This is a genomic window from Paenibacillus sp. FSL R5-0749 (assembly GCF_038595085.1).
GTDB lineage: Bacteria > Bacillota > Bacilli > Paenibacillales > Paenibacillaceae > Paenibacillus.
On record NZ_CP152005.1, the window covers coordinates 5,477,936 to 5,498,538 of the forward strand.

Genomic DNA, 20,603 nt, shown 5'->3' on the forward strand with positions numbered 1-20,603 from the left:
AACTCAACAGATACATCTGGTAAATAGCGTACCCCTTCCACCACCATACGTAATACCTGATTCATCGCATACTAGTAGTCCTGTACCTTTTAGTGCATGTCCAAAAATCTGTTTTTCAACCTCGTTTAGCGGCGCAAGCCGACAGTGATGATCTCACATGAATCAGCCTGTATGTTCCATTCCTTACTGGCAAATGATAATGTTGATGCCTCTTCTATGCTGTGGGTATGGAGCCTTTCGCCCTCTTCCTCCAATATGTTGCTCTTATATGCCAATTCGAATGGTTGCGGATTTGCTTGCGATGCAGCAAGCTTCAAGTTAACGGACTCGGTGGTCACATTGTACCAACGGAGCATCACATCACCGGAGTCTTCATTCACCTTGAGTGAGGAAAAAGCCAAGCCGTCTCCTTGCCATGCCAATGGTGTGCTGCTAGGTGTCAGATAACCCGGATGTACTTCCGTCTGTGCCAATGTCCATGGAACTTGGAACTGGTAGGCCTCCTTATACGCACCTGACGCTGCACCATTGCCATCGTGAGGAACAACCTCGATCTGAAATGTATGTTCACCAAGGCATTGTGCTTCCGGTGTCGGGAACAATCCCCAGTCTCCAAGTTCGCCCACAGCACGAAGCAACGTAACGGCGATGGTGTTTCGTCCATCCTGAAGAACTTCATACTCGTTCAGACCCAGATTGGCTACGACCAATCCCGCATCTTTTTCACTCACATCCACAAAACTCTGTTGATGTTGTGTATTGCTTGGATTTTGCCACTCCGGTGCAGGTGTGTTATCACGTGTCGCAATTTCAAACATGGAGTCCACATGATGAACAGCAGATACAAGATCTGTTGGGAAGAGTGCGCGCACCCGATGATCCTTCGCCTGATTGTTGAAGGTGGTTTCCATTTGCACTCCTTTTCCACTACGGCTTAATGATATAACCGTACGGATCTGGAGGGGAATCATTTTAGTTGAACGCTGGGCTTTGCGATGTGGATAATAAATCAGTTCCCGCTGTTCCTTGTCCAGCGTTTCATCCGCTGACTCCGGTATTTCCCATTGATGAATCACTTCGAACGAGGCCGAGTAGGATGTATCCTCAAGAACCCGAATCTCTGCTTGAAGGTCGCATGTTGTTCGCGCCACTTCGTTCTCTGGCTGCTTGAACATGTATTCATTACCGATATCGCCCACATTTTCGTACACGCCAAGGTCATTGTAAGTCCGGCCTGTCCGTTTATCCGTGAGGGTGAATGAACCATTGTTCGCTATCGTGACGATCATATGTTGATTTTCCATGCCACGTTCACCACGCAACAAGGTAGTCGTTTGTGATGGAATACCACTCGTTGCGGCATCCGTAAAGTTGACCAATGCATACGTCTTCAGACCAAATGCAGCTACATTCTCTGTTTCAAAACGAATACGAACACGCCGACAGCTATACGGCTGGCGGAAGCGATCATCCGGCAGATCATAGCCGAATTGCAGACCCAGATCCTCCACCGTACATGGAATCTGCGTACCCTCTTCATCTACCAGGATACGATCTGACAGGTCAACAGCTTTCATCTGCACCGCCATCTCTTCCAGCGTATATCCTTCCCGGAAATATAACCGAGCCGCATCCAGTTCCATCTGAACCACACCGCTACGTTCCCAGCCCGTTGTATTAAATACCACAACAGGTCGAGCACTTTCGCCATAGCGTGCAAAGATGGAGGTATCCACGGCTGTGGCAATCTGATTGGTGCTGTCCTCAATTAATGCTTCTGCCACATGGCGGCTCTTATCAAATCGCGTCACCATCTCGCGATGCACCTCATCCACACTGCATCCACAGATGCTGTCATGCGGGTGATTCTGCATAAGCGTTTTCCAGGCATATGTCAGCTGATCATGTGGATAGGCATGCCCAAGCAGATAGGCATAGGATGCCAGGGGTTCAGCCACCTTTTCCAGCATGGTCTGGCCCAGCTGGTTCATCTGTTTCAGATACACACGAGCCGAGGCAGTGTTCACTAGAGTTCCCCAGCCATCGGTACGTTGGCTGCGCAGTTCACCTTTGACCGTGGACAGCTCATGTTCAGCCGATGCTCTCAGGGCAGTCAGATAGTCTGGAAAGTTCGAGTGAATGAACTCGATATCGGGATATAATTGCTCAGCCATACGAATCGCTTCCGGCAGGTCTCGCTGAATCGGCTGGTGATCACATCCGTTCATGTATAACAACTCATTCGTGGATGCATATTTCTCCGCGTCGGCAAGCTTGGTTTCCCAGAACTTTCGGGCCGAAGCCTCGTCTACCGGAACTTCATTCCCGTTGGAGTACCAGTTGGCGAATAATACGCCGAGTACTTTCGATCCGTCTGGCCCTTCCCACATCAGCTCCGAGAAGCTTGATTCATATCCGGCATCCGATACCGTATTATTGAAGCCCGTAGGCTTCACACCCCGGCCAAAGAACACATTATCAATGCCGGATTGCTGCATCAGCTGCGGAGTCTGTCCGACCAATCCGAATGTATCGGGAAAATAACCAATTTTCGAAGGGGTACCATAACGCTTGGCGTCCTTATGTCCAACCTGCATGTTGCGTACATTGGCTTCTCCACTCGTCAGAAAGGCATCCTGCAAAATGTACCATGGTCCAATCACAATCCGGCCATTGCGGATATGCTTCTCCAGTCTTTCCTTCTGCTCCGGGCGAACCTGAAGATAATCTTCGATGATAATCGTTTGTCCATCCAAATAAAAGCTTTTATAGTCTGATCCTTCATCCAGCTGATCCAACAGTGAATCGACGAGCTGAACGAGCCGCATATGATGCTTCTCATACGGCAAGTACCATTCCCGATCCCAGTGGGTATGCGAAATAATGTGCGCTCTCTTCGACTTGTTTGTCCGGTTGATCATCGTGTTACGCCACCTCTTTCCTCATGTTGTACAATCTCAACCTCATCCGGGCGATATACGGCCTTCAGCTCTCCGGCAGCATCTGTGGCAAACAGCACCGAACGATTTTTCTCCAATTGGAACGCATACGATACACCCGTACGTTGATCTCTAACATGAACTTCATGGTTCAAGGCAAACTCCGATACGAATACATACAGATTTCCTTTTGGAAAACTCAACTTCCGGCCGTAGATTCCAGCGATATCCCCACCGGATATCCATTCCAGCTCCTGTTCGACGCCCGAAATCTCAGTGGCATAACGATACAATTCAGCAAGTGGTTCATCCCGTCCGTTTAACTCGAGCGGCAGTGGGGTCCAGATCAATTTTCCTTTACCCAAAGGCAAAACAGTTACTTCATCTGGTGTACCCTTATCCCCATGAAGTAAAGTCTCCTTCGCCACCTCGGCGATCCGACGTCGTCCATAGGTCACCCGGTGATTCACGCCATTAATATTCAGCAGCTCTTCCCGCTGCACGTTACCCAGACTGCGTTGGCCGACGATATGATCTGCCCGGTCACTTGTTTTCCAGTACGCATCCAGTCCCAGTGGCCCTGTAATGAGCAGACTCGTGCCTTCCTTCTCTGCAAACGTGAGCAATTGATGCAGTGCGTCGTTGTCCATATTATGCGGACTCGGCACGATAACCAGCTTCGGTGGCTCCTGCTCCAACGCTTCCAGATGATATTCGGATAACGCACGGAATGGCAGTTTCAGATCATAGGACATTACACGGGTCAGCTTCGTTGTGGCATCGTAGGCCAGGGCACGGTTGGAGAAATCATTGGAATACGGGAACACCACGGCAATATCCTCCAGCTCACGGTCTTCAAAGAGATCACGAATGCCATGCATGAATCGGCCAAAATCATAAGACACATCCGCCTCCGGCTTCTCCGTGCCATCTGCACGCAGCGCTCCGATATGAGACTCATTGGCATTATCCATATAGAAGTTGGTGTTCCAGATCCATTGCACTGCTCCTGCGCCGCCTGTCGAGAAAGCATAGGCGTACTTGCGTTCGAGAATGCCGCGAAGCTCTTCTTCCGTACGTTTGGCCCGTCCATCCGGGGTCTCCACATACATGATGCCCGTCTCCTGGATGAGATTGGGCTTATGTGGCGTTTTTGCGAAAATGCCGTCCCAGATCAGATCATCGTTTAACCACCAGGAATGCACTGTTGTATAATCCACTTCACGTTCATAGAAGAACGGCGAAGGACGCTGCGCACCAAGGGCTTCATCCTGCCCCACGGTGACCAGATGATCGGGAACCAGATCCTTGATCGTACCTACAAGCTCTCTTGCCCAAACATTGTGCATCTCCATAGAAAAGAGACAATAATCGAGCCAGCGTGTTCCTTTTTTGGCCTTGTGCATATCTTGTACATCAAAATTAATCTCTTCCGGCTCAGGGATGACCGCGGCTGCAAAGTCGGGAAGTTGCTTCGGTGACATGTTCCATGCCTCCTGCAATGCTTCTATCGTCTCATGGCGCTGCTGAAGCCACTCGACAAAGGCTTTCTGTTCATACGCATCCCTCGCCGAGCGTGGGCCAGCCGAGAAGATACGCACCGGATCAAACATCGACGGCTCATTAATCAGATCCCAGTCCACATGCGTTGTATGCGTGTGACGACTAACGATGCTGCGGATGAAACGTTTCTGTGCTTCGACACTTTGCGGGTCCAAATACGGATTCGTCCCTTCCCATGTCTCCGGTGTAAAGGAGAAGAAGGTAAACGTGACCTGCAAGCCATGCCGCTTCGCTGTTAACAGGAAAGCATCAATGGCACGCAGTACGTCCTCAGCCATGTGACCGTCCACCTGCATCATATTGCGATAAGCGGTCCAGATTCCCGTCCGAATCCAGTTGATCCCGGCTTTCGCCATCTGTGCCATGTCGCGATCCCAGACATCCGCGTTCGGTAGAAACAGAAATTTCCGTGCTACATCCGAGGTCATGTAAGTCATACCCACAACAGGGAGAGGCCGTCCATCTTTCACAAAATAATCTCTGCTGCGGGTGATTACTTCCCCTTCTGCCAGCAATGCGGCATCCTGTCCCCAAAAGCCTTGCCGAAGGATTCGAACTTCCCCATCAGGTGCCTGTGCACGGCACACAATTCGATACAATCCACTTTCAATGGAAACCGGGAGAAGGATGCGTTCGAAACGTTGTTCACCGGAAAGTTCCATCTCCAGTCGATGGCTCCATACCTTTTCTGCCATGCCATTAACGCGATTCTCATGCTCCACTGTTATGTCGAATGTCCACAGCTCAGACGCTGTACATCTGTTGCCTGCTCGCTGTAAAATCTGACCTTGAAGTGTGAGTACTGCCCGCTCATCTGGCTCATACGAAGCATAATTCGTTTTCAGGGTTAGCTCGGTTACACCTTGCGCACAGAATTGTGCCCACTTCACCATCTCGCCTGCGCCATCCTGCTCCCAGAATGAAGGGGTCAACGGCAGATGTACAAACATCCAGCGCGAACCAACGAAAGTCCCCCGGGAATTTTCCCATAGGACGATTGGAGCAGCAATGCTTCGATCATCCTTGTTGATCCCGCGAAGCAAAGAGTGAATCTGTGTACTCATCGTGCCTGCAGAACCCATCTGGTGCGGCAAATCACTGTTTTTGGTCGTATGCGGAACCAGATTCCATGTATCTGAAATCTCGAAAAGTCCTTCTTTGCCGGCCAGAAGCGGGATGTGCTCAGATGAAGTGAACGATTGCACACCGGCAGCAGATACGTTCAACGCCTCATGAATGTAGAGTTCCTGATGATACGCGGTCTGCTCGGACTCGACGACCCATGCTCCATTCTCATATCGAACCGGGCGTTTAAATGGTGCGCCCCCCACACTGATCAAGCTTCCACCCTGATGCAGATAAGCTGCAATCTCCGTCCAGGCGGACTTGGGGAAATAGGGTGCATGCAGATTGATGAGACATCCTTCACCAGCCGTCGCTTTCAACGCCTCTGCAAGTTCATCAGCGTTTACAACAGTAATCTCTTCGACTGCTTCCCACGTATCCAGAGCCTCCTGAGTTGGCAAAGCACCAGTTACGGCAAACGCAGGGTCAGCGAAGATAATCAGCTTTTGATCCTTAGGTTGGATACTCATAATAGGCCATCCTTCATGGATGTATAGACCAACTGGGAGAACAGGCTGTTGGACCATGCAAACCATTTTCGTGTAAAGATCGTTGGATCATCGGCATGGAAGCCTTCATGCATATATCCGGTATCTGCATCTGTCGCTTCGAGCATGCGAATAATCTCCAGTTTCTCCTCGGCAGACTGCGCAGTCAGTCCCTGCATGGACAATCCCATATGCCAGATATAATTCGGCGGGGTGTGCGGGCTACCGATTCCTTTGGCAACCTTGCCCTCATAGTAGAATGGATTCTCTTTGCTCAAAGCAAAGCGGCGCGTATTCTGATAGATTGGATCATCCGCTGTGACGTAACCCAGATAGGGAATGGACATGAGTCCCGGTGTACCGGCATCGTCCATGAGACAGTGGTTGCCATAACCGTCCGTCTCGTACGCATAGATCGGTCCAAATTCGGGATGACGATAAATACCATACAGCTGAATGCCGTGATCCACGTCCTGCTCCAGATCCTTCAATTCCTGCAAAAGATCCATATCCCGGAACACCCACTCGGCAAACTCCTGCATCTGACGCAGAGCAACAACCGCGAACATGTTGCCAGGAATGTTGTAGTGGAAGTCACACGCATCATCACTGGAACGGAAACCGGACCAGATCATACCTGTGTAGTTGACTGGCATGCCTTTTCCGTGATTGCGCAAGGAATCTGTCGGGATACCGTTATTGCGAGTGAAGCGATACGGAGATTGTTCCATATGATGCTGTTCGACTTTGAACAGATCCACAATTTTACGCATCGCTGCCTTGAAACTGGAATCAAAAATGTCAGTCAGCTCGGTTTCCTTCCAATATAGATAGGCCAGGCGCACAACGAAACATAATGAGTCAATCTCAAATTTGCGTTCCCACACCCAAGGTGACATGTCGGTCTCGTCCGTGGTGTTCCAGTGCCAGTCATTGGCCGTCTCATTGAAAGCATTGGCATATGGATCGATATGAACATACTGGATATGACGTTTGATCAGCCCGCCGATGATGCGTTGCAGGTCCTCGTCTTCTTTTGCAAATGGAATGTAGTGTACGACCTGCTCCACCGAATCACGCAGCCAGGAAGCCGGAATATCTCCTGTGATGACAAAAGTGGTACCGTCCTCCATCAACTTAGTGGTTGTTTCGATGGTATTGGGGAAGCAGTTTTTGAATAATTGTAGCAGCTTTGGCCTGTGAGCCAGTTTCTGTTCTGCTTCTTCGAGCACGGCCTGAATGGATTGTGGCAAAGCAACAGGCGGCATGGGTATTTTGGGTAATCTAAACTGTTCCATGGATGAGTGCAACTCCTTAAACAAATTGAATGGTGTAGCTATACAGGATGAAACAAAAAATTTACACGGGACCACTGCGCGGTCAGAAATATCCTCCGATCGCTGTTATCCCCAGATTTTTTTGATTCCCTTTTCTAAAGGGTAAAATCTGGGAATAAAGGCGAACGCTTCGCTTCTTCGAATTCTTTCTGTCCTCTCCGTTATTGTGTAAATTTTTAGTTGAACATATATAGCTCGAAATATTTCAAAAAGGTTTACCGCAGTAGCACGGTTTGTATTTCGTAGGGTTTAAAAGATAGTGTGATCTGGCCGTTCGTGTGGGCCAGTGGTTTGATTGGTTCTTCCAGTGCGTTGGAGTGATACGCTTGCTCAAAGGCATGTGGCCATTGCAATGTGATGCTTTCGCGTTTGCCTGACGACTCATAAAAACGCAGCACGGTGCCGTGTCCATCCTCTGCCAGTTTGACGGTATCCAGAATGACATGCTGGCTTTCGAAGTTAATCCATGATCCAGTTGCTGGACGTGGGTGTGCAGCAGTTACTGTTACATCTGCCGTTGGATATACTTCAGCCCCTGTGCTTTGTTGTGATTGATCCATCTGCTGCACCTGTTCCATCGATTGCACTTGTTGTGGCTGTTGTGTTTGCTCTACTTGTTGCACGACCACTTCCGTGTTCAGTTCAGCTGCCTGACGTACGGTGTGTGCGTTTCTCCAGTCTCCGTCGTGCGGGTACAGGGAATATGTGAATTCATGTTCTCCCAGATCGGCCGTGCGGTCAGGCCATTTTGGGGCACGCAACAAGGACAAACGAATCGTGCTGCCTTGCACGTCATAACCGTATTTGCAGTCATTGAGCAAGCTCACGCCGTATCCATATTCGGATACATCCGCGAAGCGATGTCCGCAGACCTCATACTGGGCTTGTTCCCAGCTTGTGTTACGATGCGTTGGACGTTCCAATGCGCCAAATGGAATCTCAAATGTCGCTTTGGAGGTCACCACATCAATAGGGAATCCAACTTTCAGAAGTTTGTGATCTTCATTCCAGTTCACGTGTGTCTGGAAGTCGATTCGCCGTGAGTCATGATAAAAGACGATATCTTGTGTAATCACCGATTGATGAAGCTTCCAGTGGAAGCGCAGGACGTCCTTCGTTGTACCCGCCAGCACCAGCTTTTTCTCCACCAGTTCCACTTCGCCAGCAACCTGTTCCTCATAACGATTGTCGATATCCCATGCATCCCAGAGTGTCGGACGGTCATGGAAGAAATGAAGCTGATTGCCTCGTTCACCTGGCTTCAGCATCTCGCGCTCCGCGGTCTTATCCCACAGACGGGTGATCTCCCCGCGTTCGTTGAACTGTATATGATAAAGAGCGGTATCCCATGTATCATTAAAGGTTGGTTGTACGGCAAGGTTGGTCATTTCCCGTACATTCGTTTCCCTTGTGTTTTCCGGTACCAGCCAGATCGTTTTATATCCAAACGCCGGAATGTCTGTCACGAGAATAGACATGCTGCCATCCTCCCGATCCATCCGCAGGCGTTGGCCTTCTTCATCGACGCCGTAGCGATCCAAGCCATCCTGCACAGAAAGTTGAACGACTGCACTCCGTTTCCAGCCCAGGCTGTTGAATACAACATAGGCTAGTGAACCTTCTGGTCCCTCGGTGTTGATAGCCGTTGTCAATGCTGCAATGCCTTGATCCAGTCCGGTTCTACCTAATTCAAATACCTGTACATATTCCTCATTCGAAGTCACGTAGGACTCCGTAATCGCCGATCCCGGTATAATATCGTGGAATTGATTCAGCAAAATCAGCTTCCAGCCGTCATGCAGATTCGAACGCACTTCAGCTTCTGCATCAGCCTCCATCTCCGGTTGAGCGAGTGTATTCCACAACTCAGCTTCTCGATACAGAACCTCCGCTTTCCGATTGTTGCGCTTATTGCGCGCATGTGTCGTGTAGGTTCCCCGATGTAACTCCAGATACAGATCACCATGCCACTTCGGAAGTACAGGTTGTTCCTTTTCAATTCCGGCAAAGAAAGCTCCAGCTGTGCTATAACGGCTTGCAGGCTGTCCAACCATCAGTTCTGCGCGATCCATATACTCCAGCATCTCGCGTGTTACCCCGCCGCCACCATCTCCGTGTCCATATAGAAGCATATGCTCCGGATGGGCTGCTTTCTCACGGTAGGATTGCCAGTGATCGTGAATATCTTTTGGCAGGGTATTCTCATTAACACCATGATTGAGGTAAGACAGAATGGGTGTACCGTCAATCCCCACCCAGTGAAACAGATCATATGGAAACACATTGGTGTCATTCCAGCCGAGCTTCGTGGTCATAAAATAGTCCACATTGCCATGCTTCAAAATCTGCGGCAGTGAGGCACAGTACCCGAATGTATCCGGCAGCCATTCAATCTGTGATGTCTTGCCAAATTCCTCCATATAAAAACGCTGACCGTATAACATCTGGCGAATCAGAGACTCGCCGCTTGGGATGTTCAGATCCGGCTCAACCCACATGCCGCCAACGAGTTCCCAACGTCCTTCTGCAATCCGCTGCTTCACGCGTGCGTACAATTCGGGATCATGTTCCTTCAGGAATGCATATAACAAGGGTTGGCTCTGGGAATACACATAGTCTGGATATTCATTCATGAGTGCGTCCACGGTGGAGAAGGTACGGCTCGTTTTGCGTACCGTCTCACGTACAGGCCACAGCCACGCAATATCAATATGGGACTGTCCCACCATATGCTCCAGACCTTCTGCGTTACCGCCAATCTCACGTACATGATGCTTCAGATTATGCTCAATCCGACGAATACCTTCCCCCTGCTTGATCTCTTCTGCTGACATGCCTACAAATTGGTCCATCGCACGATAGATGGCTTCCAGCAGACGAACCCGCCTGAAGTCACTCTCTGGCAGCAGCACAGCCGAATCACGCACAATAATGACTGTGTACATGAGACTGCGAACGGCTTCATTTGGTCTTACCAGCAGGCTCGTAATCGATGTGATCGGCGGCTGAATAACCGCCTGTTGATTCAAGGGGTCCACAGGTTCAGGTACTGGATCGAACATCTCAATCTCAAGTTCTGGGTTGGTCCCGACTTTGGACGGATCAAGTGTGACGTAGGTATGATTGCGGTCCAATCCCTGGTAGGAGTGTCCATTCACCCGCAGTAAACCTTCTCCCCCCGTTTCAAATACAAGCCCATAAGGCGCTTGCTGCCATGTAGCAGGGATCTCCAAACGTGTTCTGAAGAAATAAGTTGTTCCCTGTTTGCTCGGAAAACGCTCATAATCTTGCCCTTCCGGGTACTCACCCTGATCCTCATACTGTCCTGGCACATTGTAATAAGCACGAGTAATGTCCCAGCTGCGCAGCTGCAATTGCTCCAGCCACTGATGTTCGGACAACTCGCGAATCAATCGTCTGATACGTTCCACAGTCTTACGCCTCCCTTACGGTCAGTTCGGTCATATGCGTATCGTTTACGCTGCCGCCGATATGAATATGAAACAGGCCCGGTTCAACGACAGGCTTCAAATCACGACCAATATACTGCAACTGCTCCGCTCCGATTCGGAATTCCACGGTCTGTGTCTCTCCAGGCTCCAGGTTCACTTTCGCAAACCCCTTCAGTTCCTTGGCAGGACGAGTCAGTGAGCTAACCACGTCCGAGATGTACATCTGTACAACTTCTGCACCTGCATAAGGGCCGGTGTTGGTCACATTCACAGACACCGTGACTGAATCCCCCGCTGTCATGGATGCATCACTCAGCTGCGGTTCACTGTACTCAAATGTGGTATAACTCAGTCCGTACCCAAATGCATAACGTGGCTCCAAATCCTCTTCGAGGTAACGCTTGCCTCGGGAACGTTTGCCGTTGTAATAGATCGGTAATTGGCCGACATGCTTCGGAATGGAGATCGTCAATTTGCCTGACGGATTCACATCACCGAATAGAATATCTGCAATGGCATGCCCGCCCTCTTGACCCGGATACCACGCCTCCAGAATTGCATCGGCATGTTCATCCACCCAAGGTTCCGTGATGGGACGACCATTAATGTAGACAACGACAAGCTTTTTGCCGAGCTTGTGAATCTCCTGAATGAGTTCCAACTGCACTCCGGCAAGACCCAGCGTCATTCGGTCGATTCCTTCACCGCACTCCATATCGTTCCATGAGTGATCCGATACATTGGAAGCGCCCGTCTTCAGATCGATTGTTCCTTCTCCAAAGTCACGCGCACTGGAGCCGCCAACCACCATAATGACGGTATCTGCCTGACTGGCAACTTCGATAGCCCGCTCAAATCCTTCTTTTGAATCACCTTTAATCCGGCATCCTGGTGCATAGAGAACCTGATCTACACTGCTGCCATCAGTCACAAAACCAACAGAACTCTTCTCCGTTTGCACATCCATACGATTAGCCAGCTTACTGCGAATGCCATCCAGTACCGTCGCCACTTTCGACTTCGGTTGCGGAGACGTGTAATCACCCAGCTGATTGTAGGCCTGATCGGCATTGGGGCCAATGACGGCAATCCGGCCCAAATTTCCTATCGATAAAGGTAGCGTGTCAGCCTCATTTTTGAGAAGCACAACACCTTCCGCCGCCAACTGGCGTGCGAGCTGAATATGCTGTTCACTTCCAATCACTTCTGCTGCCCGATCAGCATCCACATAAGGCTGTTCGAATAAGCCCAGTCTGAACTTCAACGCCAGCACGCGAGAGACAGCCTGATCCAGAACCTGCACATCAAGCTTGCCTTCTGCCACCGCCTGCACCAGATATTGCCCGAACATCTCACCGGACATTTCCATATCGATGCCTGCCTCAATCGCCTGCACCGATGCATCCAGTCCATCCGTCGCGACATCATGCCCACTAGCCAACATGTTGATCGCGCCACAATCCGTAATAACCAGACCATCAAAGCCCCAATCTTTACGCAAAACATCTTCCAGCAGTTCGGTATTTACCGTACAAGGTGTGCCATCAATTTCGTTATACGCCGGCATGATGGAAGCTGCACCTGCTTCTACAGCTTTACGGAATGGATACAGATCCACTTCCAGCAGTTCACGCCAGCCCATATGTACAGGCCCTGCATTGCGTCCACCTTCCGAGCTGCCGTAACCGACAAAATGTTTTAACGTAGCAGCAACTGCATCGTCCCGATCCAGACTTTCACCTTGAAGTCCTTCCACGGAAGCAACTGCTAGTTCTCCAATGAGAAACGGATCTTCACCGAAACATTCCTCCGTACGCCCCCAGCGCGGATCACGCACAACATCCAGTACCGGAGAATAGGTGACCGCACCGCCTTGAGCACGTGTCTCCCGCGCTACTGCCTGACACATCTCCCGATATAGATCCACATTCCATGTACTCCCCAGTAAAAGGGGAACGGGATAGACCGTCCCGTCAATGGCCATATGACCATGTGAGCACTCCTCCCCAATCAGGATGGGAATGCCCAGTCTGGAATGCTCTACCGCATAACGTTGAATCAGGTTAACCGCCTCAGCGCCTTCTCTGGCAGATAGTCCATTTTCCAGTGTAACGCCAGTCCAGGGATCTGCCCGAAGTGCACCATAGAGGGAGCCAATGCCGCTATTCTCCACTTGCTGCTTAAAGGATTCATTTAATGTGATGTTCCCCTGATCATTCGTATAGGTCTGCCAGCCAAATGGCTGCGTAAGTTGGCCTACCTTTTCTTCCGTAGTCATCAGGCTCAGCAGGTGTTGTACCCGTTCCTCTACGGATTTGCTTTGGTCCTTGTAAGTCATCAATCTGCATCTCTCCAATCCTATAGCAAGATCCGTTTATTCTTTGACCGCGCCCACCGTCAGACCCTGTACAAAATAACGCTGGAAGAACGGATAAGCGAATATAATTGGCAACGTGGCAAGCACAACCATCGCCATTCGGGACGTATCCTGCGGAATGGACTGCATGGCTGCCAGACTCATCGAACTGTTCGCAGAGTTCTGCTGGATGAACTGGATGCTCGACTCAATCCGCATCAGCATGGATTGCAGCGGCACCAGAGTGGGATTATCGATGTACAACAGCGCATTGAACCAATCATTCCAGTAACCAAGTGTACTGAACAACCCGATGGTTGCCAGTCCCGGCAAGGAGAGTGGAATTACGATTTTCATAAAGGTATAGAATTCTCCGGCACCATCAATTTTCGCCGATTCAATGACTGCATCCGGCACACTGGTGGAGTAGAATGTACGCAGGATCATGATGTAGAAGGCATTCATCGCCAGGGGCAGAATCAGTGCCCATAACGTATCTTTCAGTCCAAGCAGCTGGGATACAACCATATAGGTTGGAATCATCCCGCCGTTAAACAACATGGTCAGAATCGCAAAGATGGAGAAAAATCTCCGATATCTGAAGCTCTTGCGTGAAATCGCATACGCATACAGCGACATGAGAATCAGACTGATGATGGTACCAAGTACCGTCACCAAAATGGTAACTCCATACGCCCGCAGCAGCGTGTCCCCGCTCTGCCAGACAAACTGATATGCCGCCAGACTCCATTCTGCCGGAATCAGACGATATCCATCACGGGCCAGTGCTTTCTCGTCCGTAAACGAGATGATGACTACAAATATAAAAGGAAATACACAGATCAGAGCGAATAGACCGGCGATGATGTTCATGATTACGTTCCAGCCGCTGGATACGTGGTGGAAGTCGCGTTTTTTAACAAGCCCTGCTTGAGCCATGGTGGTTCACTCCTTTCCCTGTTCTAGAATAGGCTGCTGTCTTTATCTACTTTGCGCACAACATAGTTGGAAATAATAACGAGTACAAAGCCCACGACGGATTGATACAATCCCGCAGCTGTGCTCATGCCAATTTCACCACTTGTTTTCAATCCACGATATACGTACGTATCAATAACATTCGTAACGGAATAGAGCGTACCCGAATCCCTTGGCACCTGATAGAACAGTCCAAAGTCGGCATAGAAAATGCGGCCTACGGCCAGCAAGGTCATGATTGTAATGATGGGTGATAATAAAGGAATCGTAATATTGCGAATTTGCTGCCATTTGCTTGCCCCATCGATCATGGCTGCTTCATAGAGAGATTTATCAATCCCCAGAATGGAAGCCAGATAGACAACGCTGCTATAACCAATCGTTTTCCATAACGCTACGAATACGAGAATATACGGCCAATATTTTGCCTCGGAGTACCACTGAATCGGTTCCATCCCGAACCAGCCAATAATCTGATTCAACATCCCGCGGTCCATGCTCAAGAAGCTGAAAACGAAGTAACCAACGATAACCCAGGATAGAAAATACGGCAGAAACATGCCGGTTTGATACAGTTTGGCGAGTCGTTTATTAACCAGTTCCGAGAGCAGGATTGCCAATGCCACAGCGAATACCAGTCCCAGGAAGATAATGGCGATGTTATAAAAGAGGGTGTTGCGTGTAATAAGCCATGCGTCACTTGTGCTGAACAGGAATTTGAAATTGTCCCAGCCTACCCATTCGCTCTTCATCAGACTTGCCCAGAACCCTTCACGGCTGAACCGATATTCCTTAAAGGCAGCCACTGTACCCACAAGAGGCAAGTAGGAGAAGAAGAAGAACCAGATGGCGCCTGGCAGCACCATGAACAGCATGACCCGGTTTCTAATCAGGTTTTTCAAAAATGTAGTCATTGTGGAGTTCCTCCTTCAGGCTTGAATGAAAAAGGACCGGACGCGATAAGCAGCCGCCCGATCCTTACGATGTACTCTTACTTGTTTTCCGCTCTCCAGGCATCCAGCTGGCTTTGGGCTTCCGCCATTACTTTCTCCAGTCCGGCTTGATTGAACTTCTCAATCACTTGATCCAGATTGGCTGCCGGGTCCAGTGTACCTGTCATCAGTGCTGCCCAATACTGCTCTTTCACGTTCTGTACCGCCGTCAGTTCAGCAGATACATTGCTTGAATCAAAGTTAAAGCTGAGGATCGGGGAATTGGTACCTTCAGCGTTAAACTTCTTGAACTCATCCCATTTGTTGTCCGGGTCATTGCTGTTCAGATAGAGCAGCATGTTATTCCCAAGGGAGTATGAAGGCATATCGTAGTTTTTCGATTCAGGCAGATTTTCCATATGCGTGTCATCCACTTTTTTGTAGTGTGTGCCCTCGATACCGGAGTCCACCATATTGCGCAGCACAGGATCTGTATTCAGCAGGTTTAGGAACTCCATCGCTTTTTCTGGATATTCCGAGTTAGCCGAGATCGCCATAATGGAACCTTGTACAGATGTATTCGTTATAATCGCTTCACTTGCAGGTGTTGAAACCACTTGATAACCGTAACTTGCAGACCATTGGTTGTCCGCGAGCGGCTGTGTCTGTGCACGATCCAGGAACCAGTTGCCCGATGTTGTCAGGTCGTTCGTGGAACCTGTTGTAGCTGCTTCTGCCGATACATAACCGGCTTTGTAATATTTGTGCATCGTCGTAAGTGCTTCTTTCATTTCAGGTGTTTCCAATATGTTCACGAGCTTATAGTCCGTTGTATCCAGCTTGATTGCCATCGGCAGATTCTGAATGACATAGTCATACGGCACGTAAGGAACATAGTTTTTATCCATGGCAAAAGGTGTTACACTTGCCTCGTTTTCCTTGATCGTTTTCAGCAAAGGCTCCAGACTGTCTAACGTACGGACACCAGAGGTGTCCAGCTTGTATTTATCAACCAGCATTTGGTTAAAGCGCCATACCTCTTGTTGAGGCAGCTCTTTGTTGGCTGGAATTCCGTAATTGTGTCCGTCTACCTTCGAACCGCTGAGGAATGCAGGATCAATGGTCTTGGTGAGATCCTGACCGTATTCAGCAAGCAGGTCATCCAGTTCAAGGAATGCACCTTTTCTGGCATTTTGTACATAATCGAATCCACCGGAAGAGGTGAACAGAATGTCCATTGGCTCACCGGATGCTACGTTAACCTGCATCTTCTGCGGGTAGTCACCCCAGTCAACCATCTTCATCGTTACCGTGGCATTAATTTTCTCTTTGGTATACTTGCTCACTTCTTCCATCACTTTGTTGACGTCTTTCTGAGGGGTACCGATGGTATACCAGATCAACTCTACCGCGTCGTCTCCAGCTCCCCCGGATTCCGAAGCATCTTTGCTTCCTCCACAGGCACTAAGAACAAGTGTAACGGCCATTAACAATGCAAGAACGAGTGAGAAGCGTTTTCTTTGTTTACTCATTTCTTTGATCCTCCCTTTTCGTGTTCCCTTAGGCACTACTTACTAACTGCTTTAACCTTATCGAATGAAAGCATTTACAAAAAGAAGATAAACTTAAGCTTTCGAGGTACAAATTAAAGAGAAATTGTCCTTGGACAACTATTTTGTACCTGTTTAAATAAATCGCTTACATGAAAGAGACATGCCGGGTAACGTATGGCATGCTCTTCATGCTGCCATTCCTATTCCCGATATGTCTCTTGGATCTCTGTCCGTACAGTTGAATCTACCGGTCACCAAATTAACCAAACACCTTGAAATCCGTCGGTGAAATTCCCACATATTTGCGGAACTGTTTATAGAAATACCCTGTCTCCCAATACCCCACATTTCGGGCGATCTCATGTACCTTCAGATTGGTATTCCGCAGCTGTTCCTTCGCACGTTCAATCCGGTATTTATTGATGTATTCGGCAAACGTTTCTCCAGTCTCCTTATGAAACAACTGTCCCAAATACACCGGATGCAGATGATAGTGGGCACCCAGCAGCTTCAGGGAAAGTTCTTCTGCGTAGTGTTTGTCGATATGCTGAAGGACTTGGTTCACAATTGGATTCTTCATATCCTGCAATAGGGATTGAATCGTCTGCGCCGCAACTTGCTGAAGCGCCCGCACGAGTTCATCAAAAGTGCCACTGTCCAGCACAAGTTGAAGCCCTTGTTGGTATATGGCAGACTCATCCGAGTGTTTGATGCTCTCCAGTTCCATTTTGAAGCGAATCACCACTTCCAATGCGGTATTCTGTAACTCCCCAGGCGTAAGTCCATTGCGATGCTGTTCAAAATCCATACGAATCCGCTCCGCAAGTTGTTCTGTATTCCGGGACAGAATCAGTTTCGTGTAATCCCTCCAGTCAATAAAGAAGGACGCTGCCGAGTTGCCGCAACGATCCAGGATGGCATGGTCGATGACTTTCAGATCGGGATAGATCATCACGTATTGGAGCGCCTTTTTTGCCTCCTCATAACTGGCCGGCGCATGGTATATCCCCTTCATCAACCTGCCCGCCCCGATACGTACCGCAGGATGTGTTACTGAGATGGCATCGGATAAAGCCCGAAGACCCTCCATTAACTTCTGTTCCTCATCCTCGTTACCCTCGACATTGGCAACAATGACGAGATCACCATCGATGTCATGAAAGACATTCAGATGGGACTTGTCCTTCAGCATCTCCTCCACACGTTCAAACATGCCGAATGTTTGCCCTTTGTCTTTGTCACGCAATATAGCGACAGCCACATCCGAGGCTTCTAGAGAAAGGTTCATAAACCGGGCACGTTCCTCAAATTCGGTAGCTGCAATCTGTCCCGTAAGCCATCGATGAAGAATGTTATCTTTCAGAATCTGAATGCCATACGCATCATCGGTTTGAGGTGTCACTGTATGATCCAGCTTGGTCGCTGTATTCCTAAGCGTGGATTCCAATTCCTCCACATTAATCGGTTTGAGCAAATAGTTTTCGATCCCCAGCTGCATGCCTTCCTTCAGATATTCGAACTCATTGAAACCACTCAGGATAATGACTTTCATCTCAGGTTGCACTCGCCTTGCTTCCCGAATCAGGTCAAGACCATTCATGAGTGGCATGGATATATCCGTGATCAGGATGTCCACAGGCTGAGAGGAGAGCGCTTGTAACGCTGCCTGCCCATTACCTGCATGGCTCACAATTTCCATACCAAATGAAGACCAATCCACAATATCGTATAACCCTTCAATGATGAACGGCTCATCGTCTACAATAAACACCTTGTACATGTTAAACTCCCGTCCCTTCTGTATGTGGATAACGCACCCTGATCCGTGTTCCCTCACCGAGGGTGCTCTCTATGGTGATACCGAACTCCGGCCCATACAGGAAGCGCAATCGACTATGAACACTGCGCAGTCCGAACATCTGACCCGACTCTTCTGGACGTTCCAGTTCTTCAAGGATTTCCGTCAGGCGTGCAGGATCAATGCCTTTGCCATTATCTTTGATCTCCACCTGCATCACATTATCCGTCTCTTCCACAACAATCGATAATCGGTTATCCGAACGTTCCGTCTGAATGCCGTGCACGACATAATTTTCAATAATAGGTTGCAGCGAAAGTTTGACCACAGGGTGTTGATAATAAGCAGCATCGATCTGGATCGTATATATGAAAATATCCTTGTAGCGGATTCGGAATAACTCCAGATACAAGCGGCAAGCTTCCATCTCATCCTTCAGCGTGTAATTCTTCTTCTGCTGTACCAGGCTCTTGAACAATACGGATAGGCTATAGATCATCTCGCCGACATCTCTCGCTCCCTGGGATATGGCCCTCATTCGAATCACTTCAAGCGTATTGTAGAGAAAGTGAGGATTGATACGCGCCTGTAATGCGACCAGTTCGGTCTCCTTCTGTTTGATCTCGGCTTTGTAGACGCGTTCAATGTACAGATTCAGCTCATCCAGCATGTCATTGAAGCTATGCGAGATCTGCCCCAGTTCATCATCGCGCGCATCGTCGATGCGAGCCGTCAGGTTGCCGTATTTTACTTTTTGGGTAAAGCGAATGATTCGACGGGTTCGTTTGGCAAAGTTAATAATGAAAAACGCCGGAACCAACACGGCAAACAGAATACACACGATACTGATGGAGATGATGGTATTACGAATCCCCGCATAGGTCTCAGCCATTTCTTCCACCGGAACAGTACCAATAACCACATAACCCTGATCCGCGGAGACAAACTTGTTCACATACATGTTCTGCTCCTTTTTCATCGAATCCATATCCGTCTGATCAAACAGGGAATCGGCCACATTCACGTAAGGGTACTTTTTCCCGTAATACTGATTGTTGGAGTCGAACAGGACTGTTCCTTTGGCCGATAACACCACGATTTCTCCCTTCAGGTTACTCTCGTAGTTATCCAGTGCATTCCCGATTCCCTCCGAGTCAAAAAACACCAGAAACTGCCCCAGATTTCGAAGCGTCTGTGTATTGTTAATCGGTACACGGATCGAATAGAGCGCAGGGTCCCATTGATTGATCTCTTTGCGAATCCAGTAATTGGGTGCACTGATATTGGGCGTTTCCATCGCCATCACGTCCGGTATATAGGAATGAGCTACATTGGTGTCCAGCTTGCGGAACTGCTTGTGTTGATTAAAGGTAGACAGATCCTGCTGCTCAGCGCTATACAACATGAGTTGGTTAATCTGCGAATTACGATCCATAATGTTCTGAAAATGTTTCAACACATCGGCCGAATAGTCGTCCTGATTGGCGTAATATCCATTCGTCATGTGCTGAACATATTCAGCGTAGGAGTGGTTCATCAGATACGTAATGTTGGCGGAGAGTGCCTCATTCTGATGCATGTCCCTCACCATGTTTTGCACCGATTCATACTGCTGATGAATATAACGATCCACATGTTCCATCGCTGCTTTCTGGATCGCCAATTCCCGGCGAATCGTGGAGTCGGACACCGTTAGAAAGATGATATAAGACAATGTAATGATCGTGACAATCGATATCATCGAGAAGGTCAGGAGCATTTTCATAAACATATTATTTTTGAAGAAATTATTGTAAACGCTAACAAGTTTCAAGTCGCATGTTCCCTCCGATGCTGTTTTCCTGACTATATAAGTTGAACTAAAGATATTTACACTGACACTACGATGACAGAATAACCTTCCAATCGCTGTTATCCCCAGATTTTTTGATTCCTTTTTCCCAAGGGAAACTCCGGTGATAAAGGCGAACGCTTATGCTTCCGAAGTAGCTTTCTTGCAGAAAGCTTTTAGCTTCGCTTTTTCAGGTTTCTTCTGTCCTCTCCGTTATCGTGTAAAAAATTAGTTTAACTTATATAGAATTA

The 20,603-nt window shown here is 48.8% G+C and carries 10 protein-coding genes; all 10 read right to left on the minus strand.

Translation table 11 applies throughout. The features are described 5' to 3' along the window. Positions 1 to 125: 125 nt before the first annotated feature. A complete protein-coding gene (locus MKY85_RS24455) occupies positions 126 to 2,921 on the minus strand; it encodes an alpha-mannosidase (RefSeq protein ID WP_342570983.1) in 2,796 nt (931 codons plus the stop codon). Continuing rightward, a complete protein-coding gene (locus MKY85_RS24460) occupies positions 2,918 to 6,097 on the minus strand; it encodes a beta-galactosidase (RefSeq protein ID WP_342570984.1) in 3,180 nt (1,059 codons plus the stop codon). The genes MKY85_RS24455 and MKY85_RS24460 overlap by 4 nt, the downstream gene beginning before the upstream one ends. Then, complete coding sequence (locus MKY85_RS24465; RefSeq protein ID WP_342570985.1) at positions 6,094 to 7,413, minus strand: glycoside hydrolase family 125 protein; 1,320 nt, start codon at positions 7,411 to 7,413, stop codon at positions 6,094 to 6,096. Before MKY85_RS24465 ends, MKY85_RS24460 begins: the two co-directional genes overlap by 4 nt. A gap of 254 nt (positions 7,414 to 7,667) precedes the next feature. Further along, positions 7,668 to 10,883: an alpha-mannosidase gene (locus tag MKY85_RS24470; protein ID WP_342570986.1), complete on the minus strand. Its 3,216-nt coding sequence runs from the start codon at positions 10,881 to 10,883 to the stop codon at positions 7,668 to 7,670. A 4-nt stretch (positions 10,884 to 10,887) separates the two neighbouring features. Next, a complete protein-coding gene (locus tag MKY85_RS24475; RefSeq protein ID WP_342573473.1) occupies positions 10,888 to 13,242 on the minus strand; it encodes a glycoside hydrolase family 3 N-terminal domain-containing protein in 2,355 nt (784 codons plus the stop codon). A gap of 36 nt (positions 13,243 to 13,278) precedes the next feature. Beyond that, on the minus strand, positions 13,279 to 14,199 hold the full coding sequence (locus MKY85_RS24480) for a carbohydrate ABC transporter permease (RefSeq protein WP_342570987.1): 921 nt from the start codon (positions 14,197 to 14,199) through the stop codon (positions 13,279 to 13,281). Between the two features lie 23 nt (positions 14,200 to 14,222). Further along, a complete protein-coding gene (locus MKY85_RS24485; RefSeq protein WP_342570988.1) occupies positions 14,223 to 15,152 on the minus strand; it encodes an ABC transporter permease subunit in 930 nt (309 codons plus the stop codon). Between the two features lie 77 nt (positions 15,153 to 15,229). Then, a complete protein-coding gene (locus MKY85_RS24490; RefSeq protein WP_124117530.1) occupies positions 15,230 to 16,702 on the minus strand; it encodes an ABC transporter substrate-binding protein in 1,473 nt (490 codons plus the stop codon). A 280-nt stretch (positions 16,703 to 16,982) separates the two neighbouring features. After that, positions 16,983 to 18,503, minus strand: coding sequence for a response regulator transcription factor (locus MKY85_RS24495; RefSeq protein WP_342570989.1), 1,521 nt, complete (start codon positions 18,501 to 18,503; stop codon positions 16,983 to 16,985). A gap of 1 nt (position 18,504) precedes the next feature. Beyond that, positions 18,505 to 20,292, minus strand: coding sequence for a sensor histidine kinase (locus tag MKY85_RS24500; protein WP_342573475.1), 1,788 nt, complete (start codon positions 20,290 to 20,292; stop codon positions 18,505 to 18,507). Positions 20,293 to 20,603: the final 311 nt, after the last annotated feature.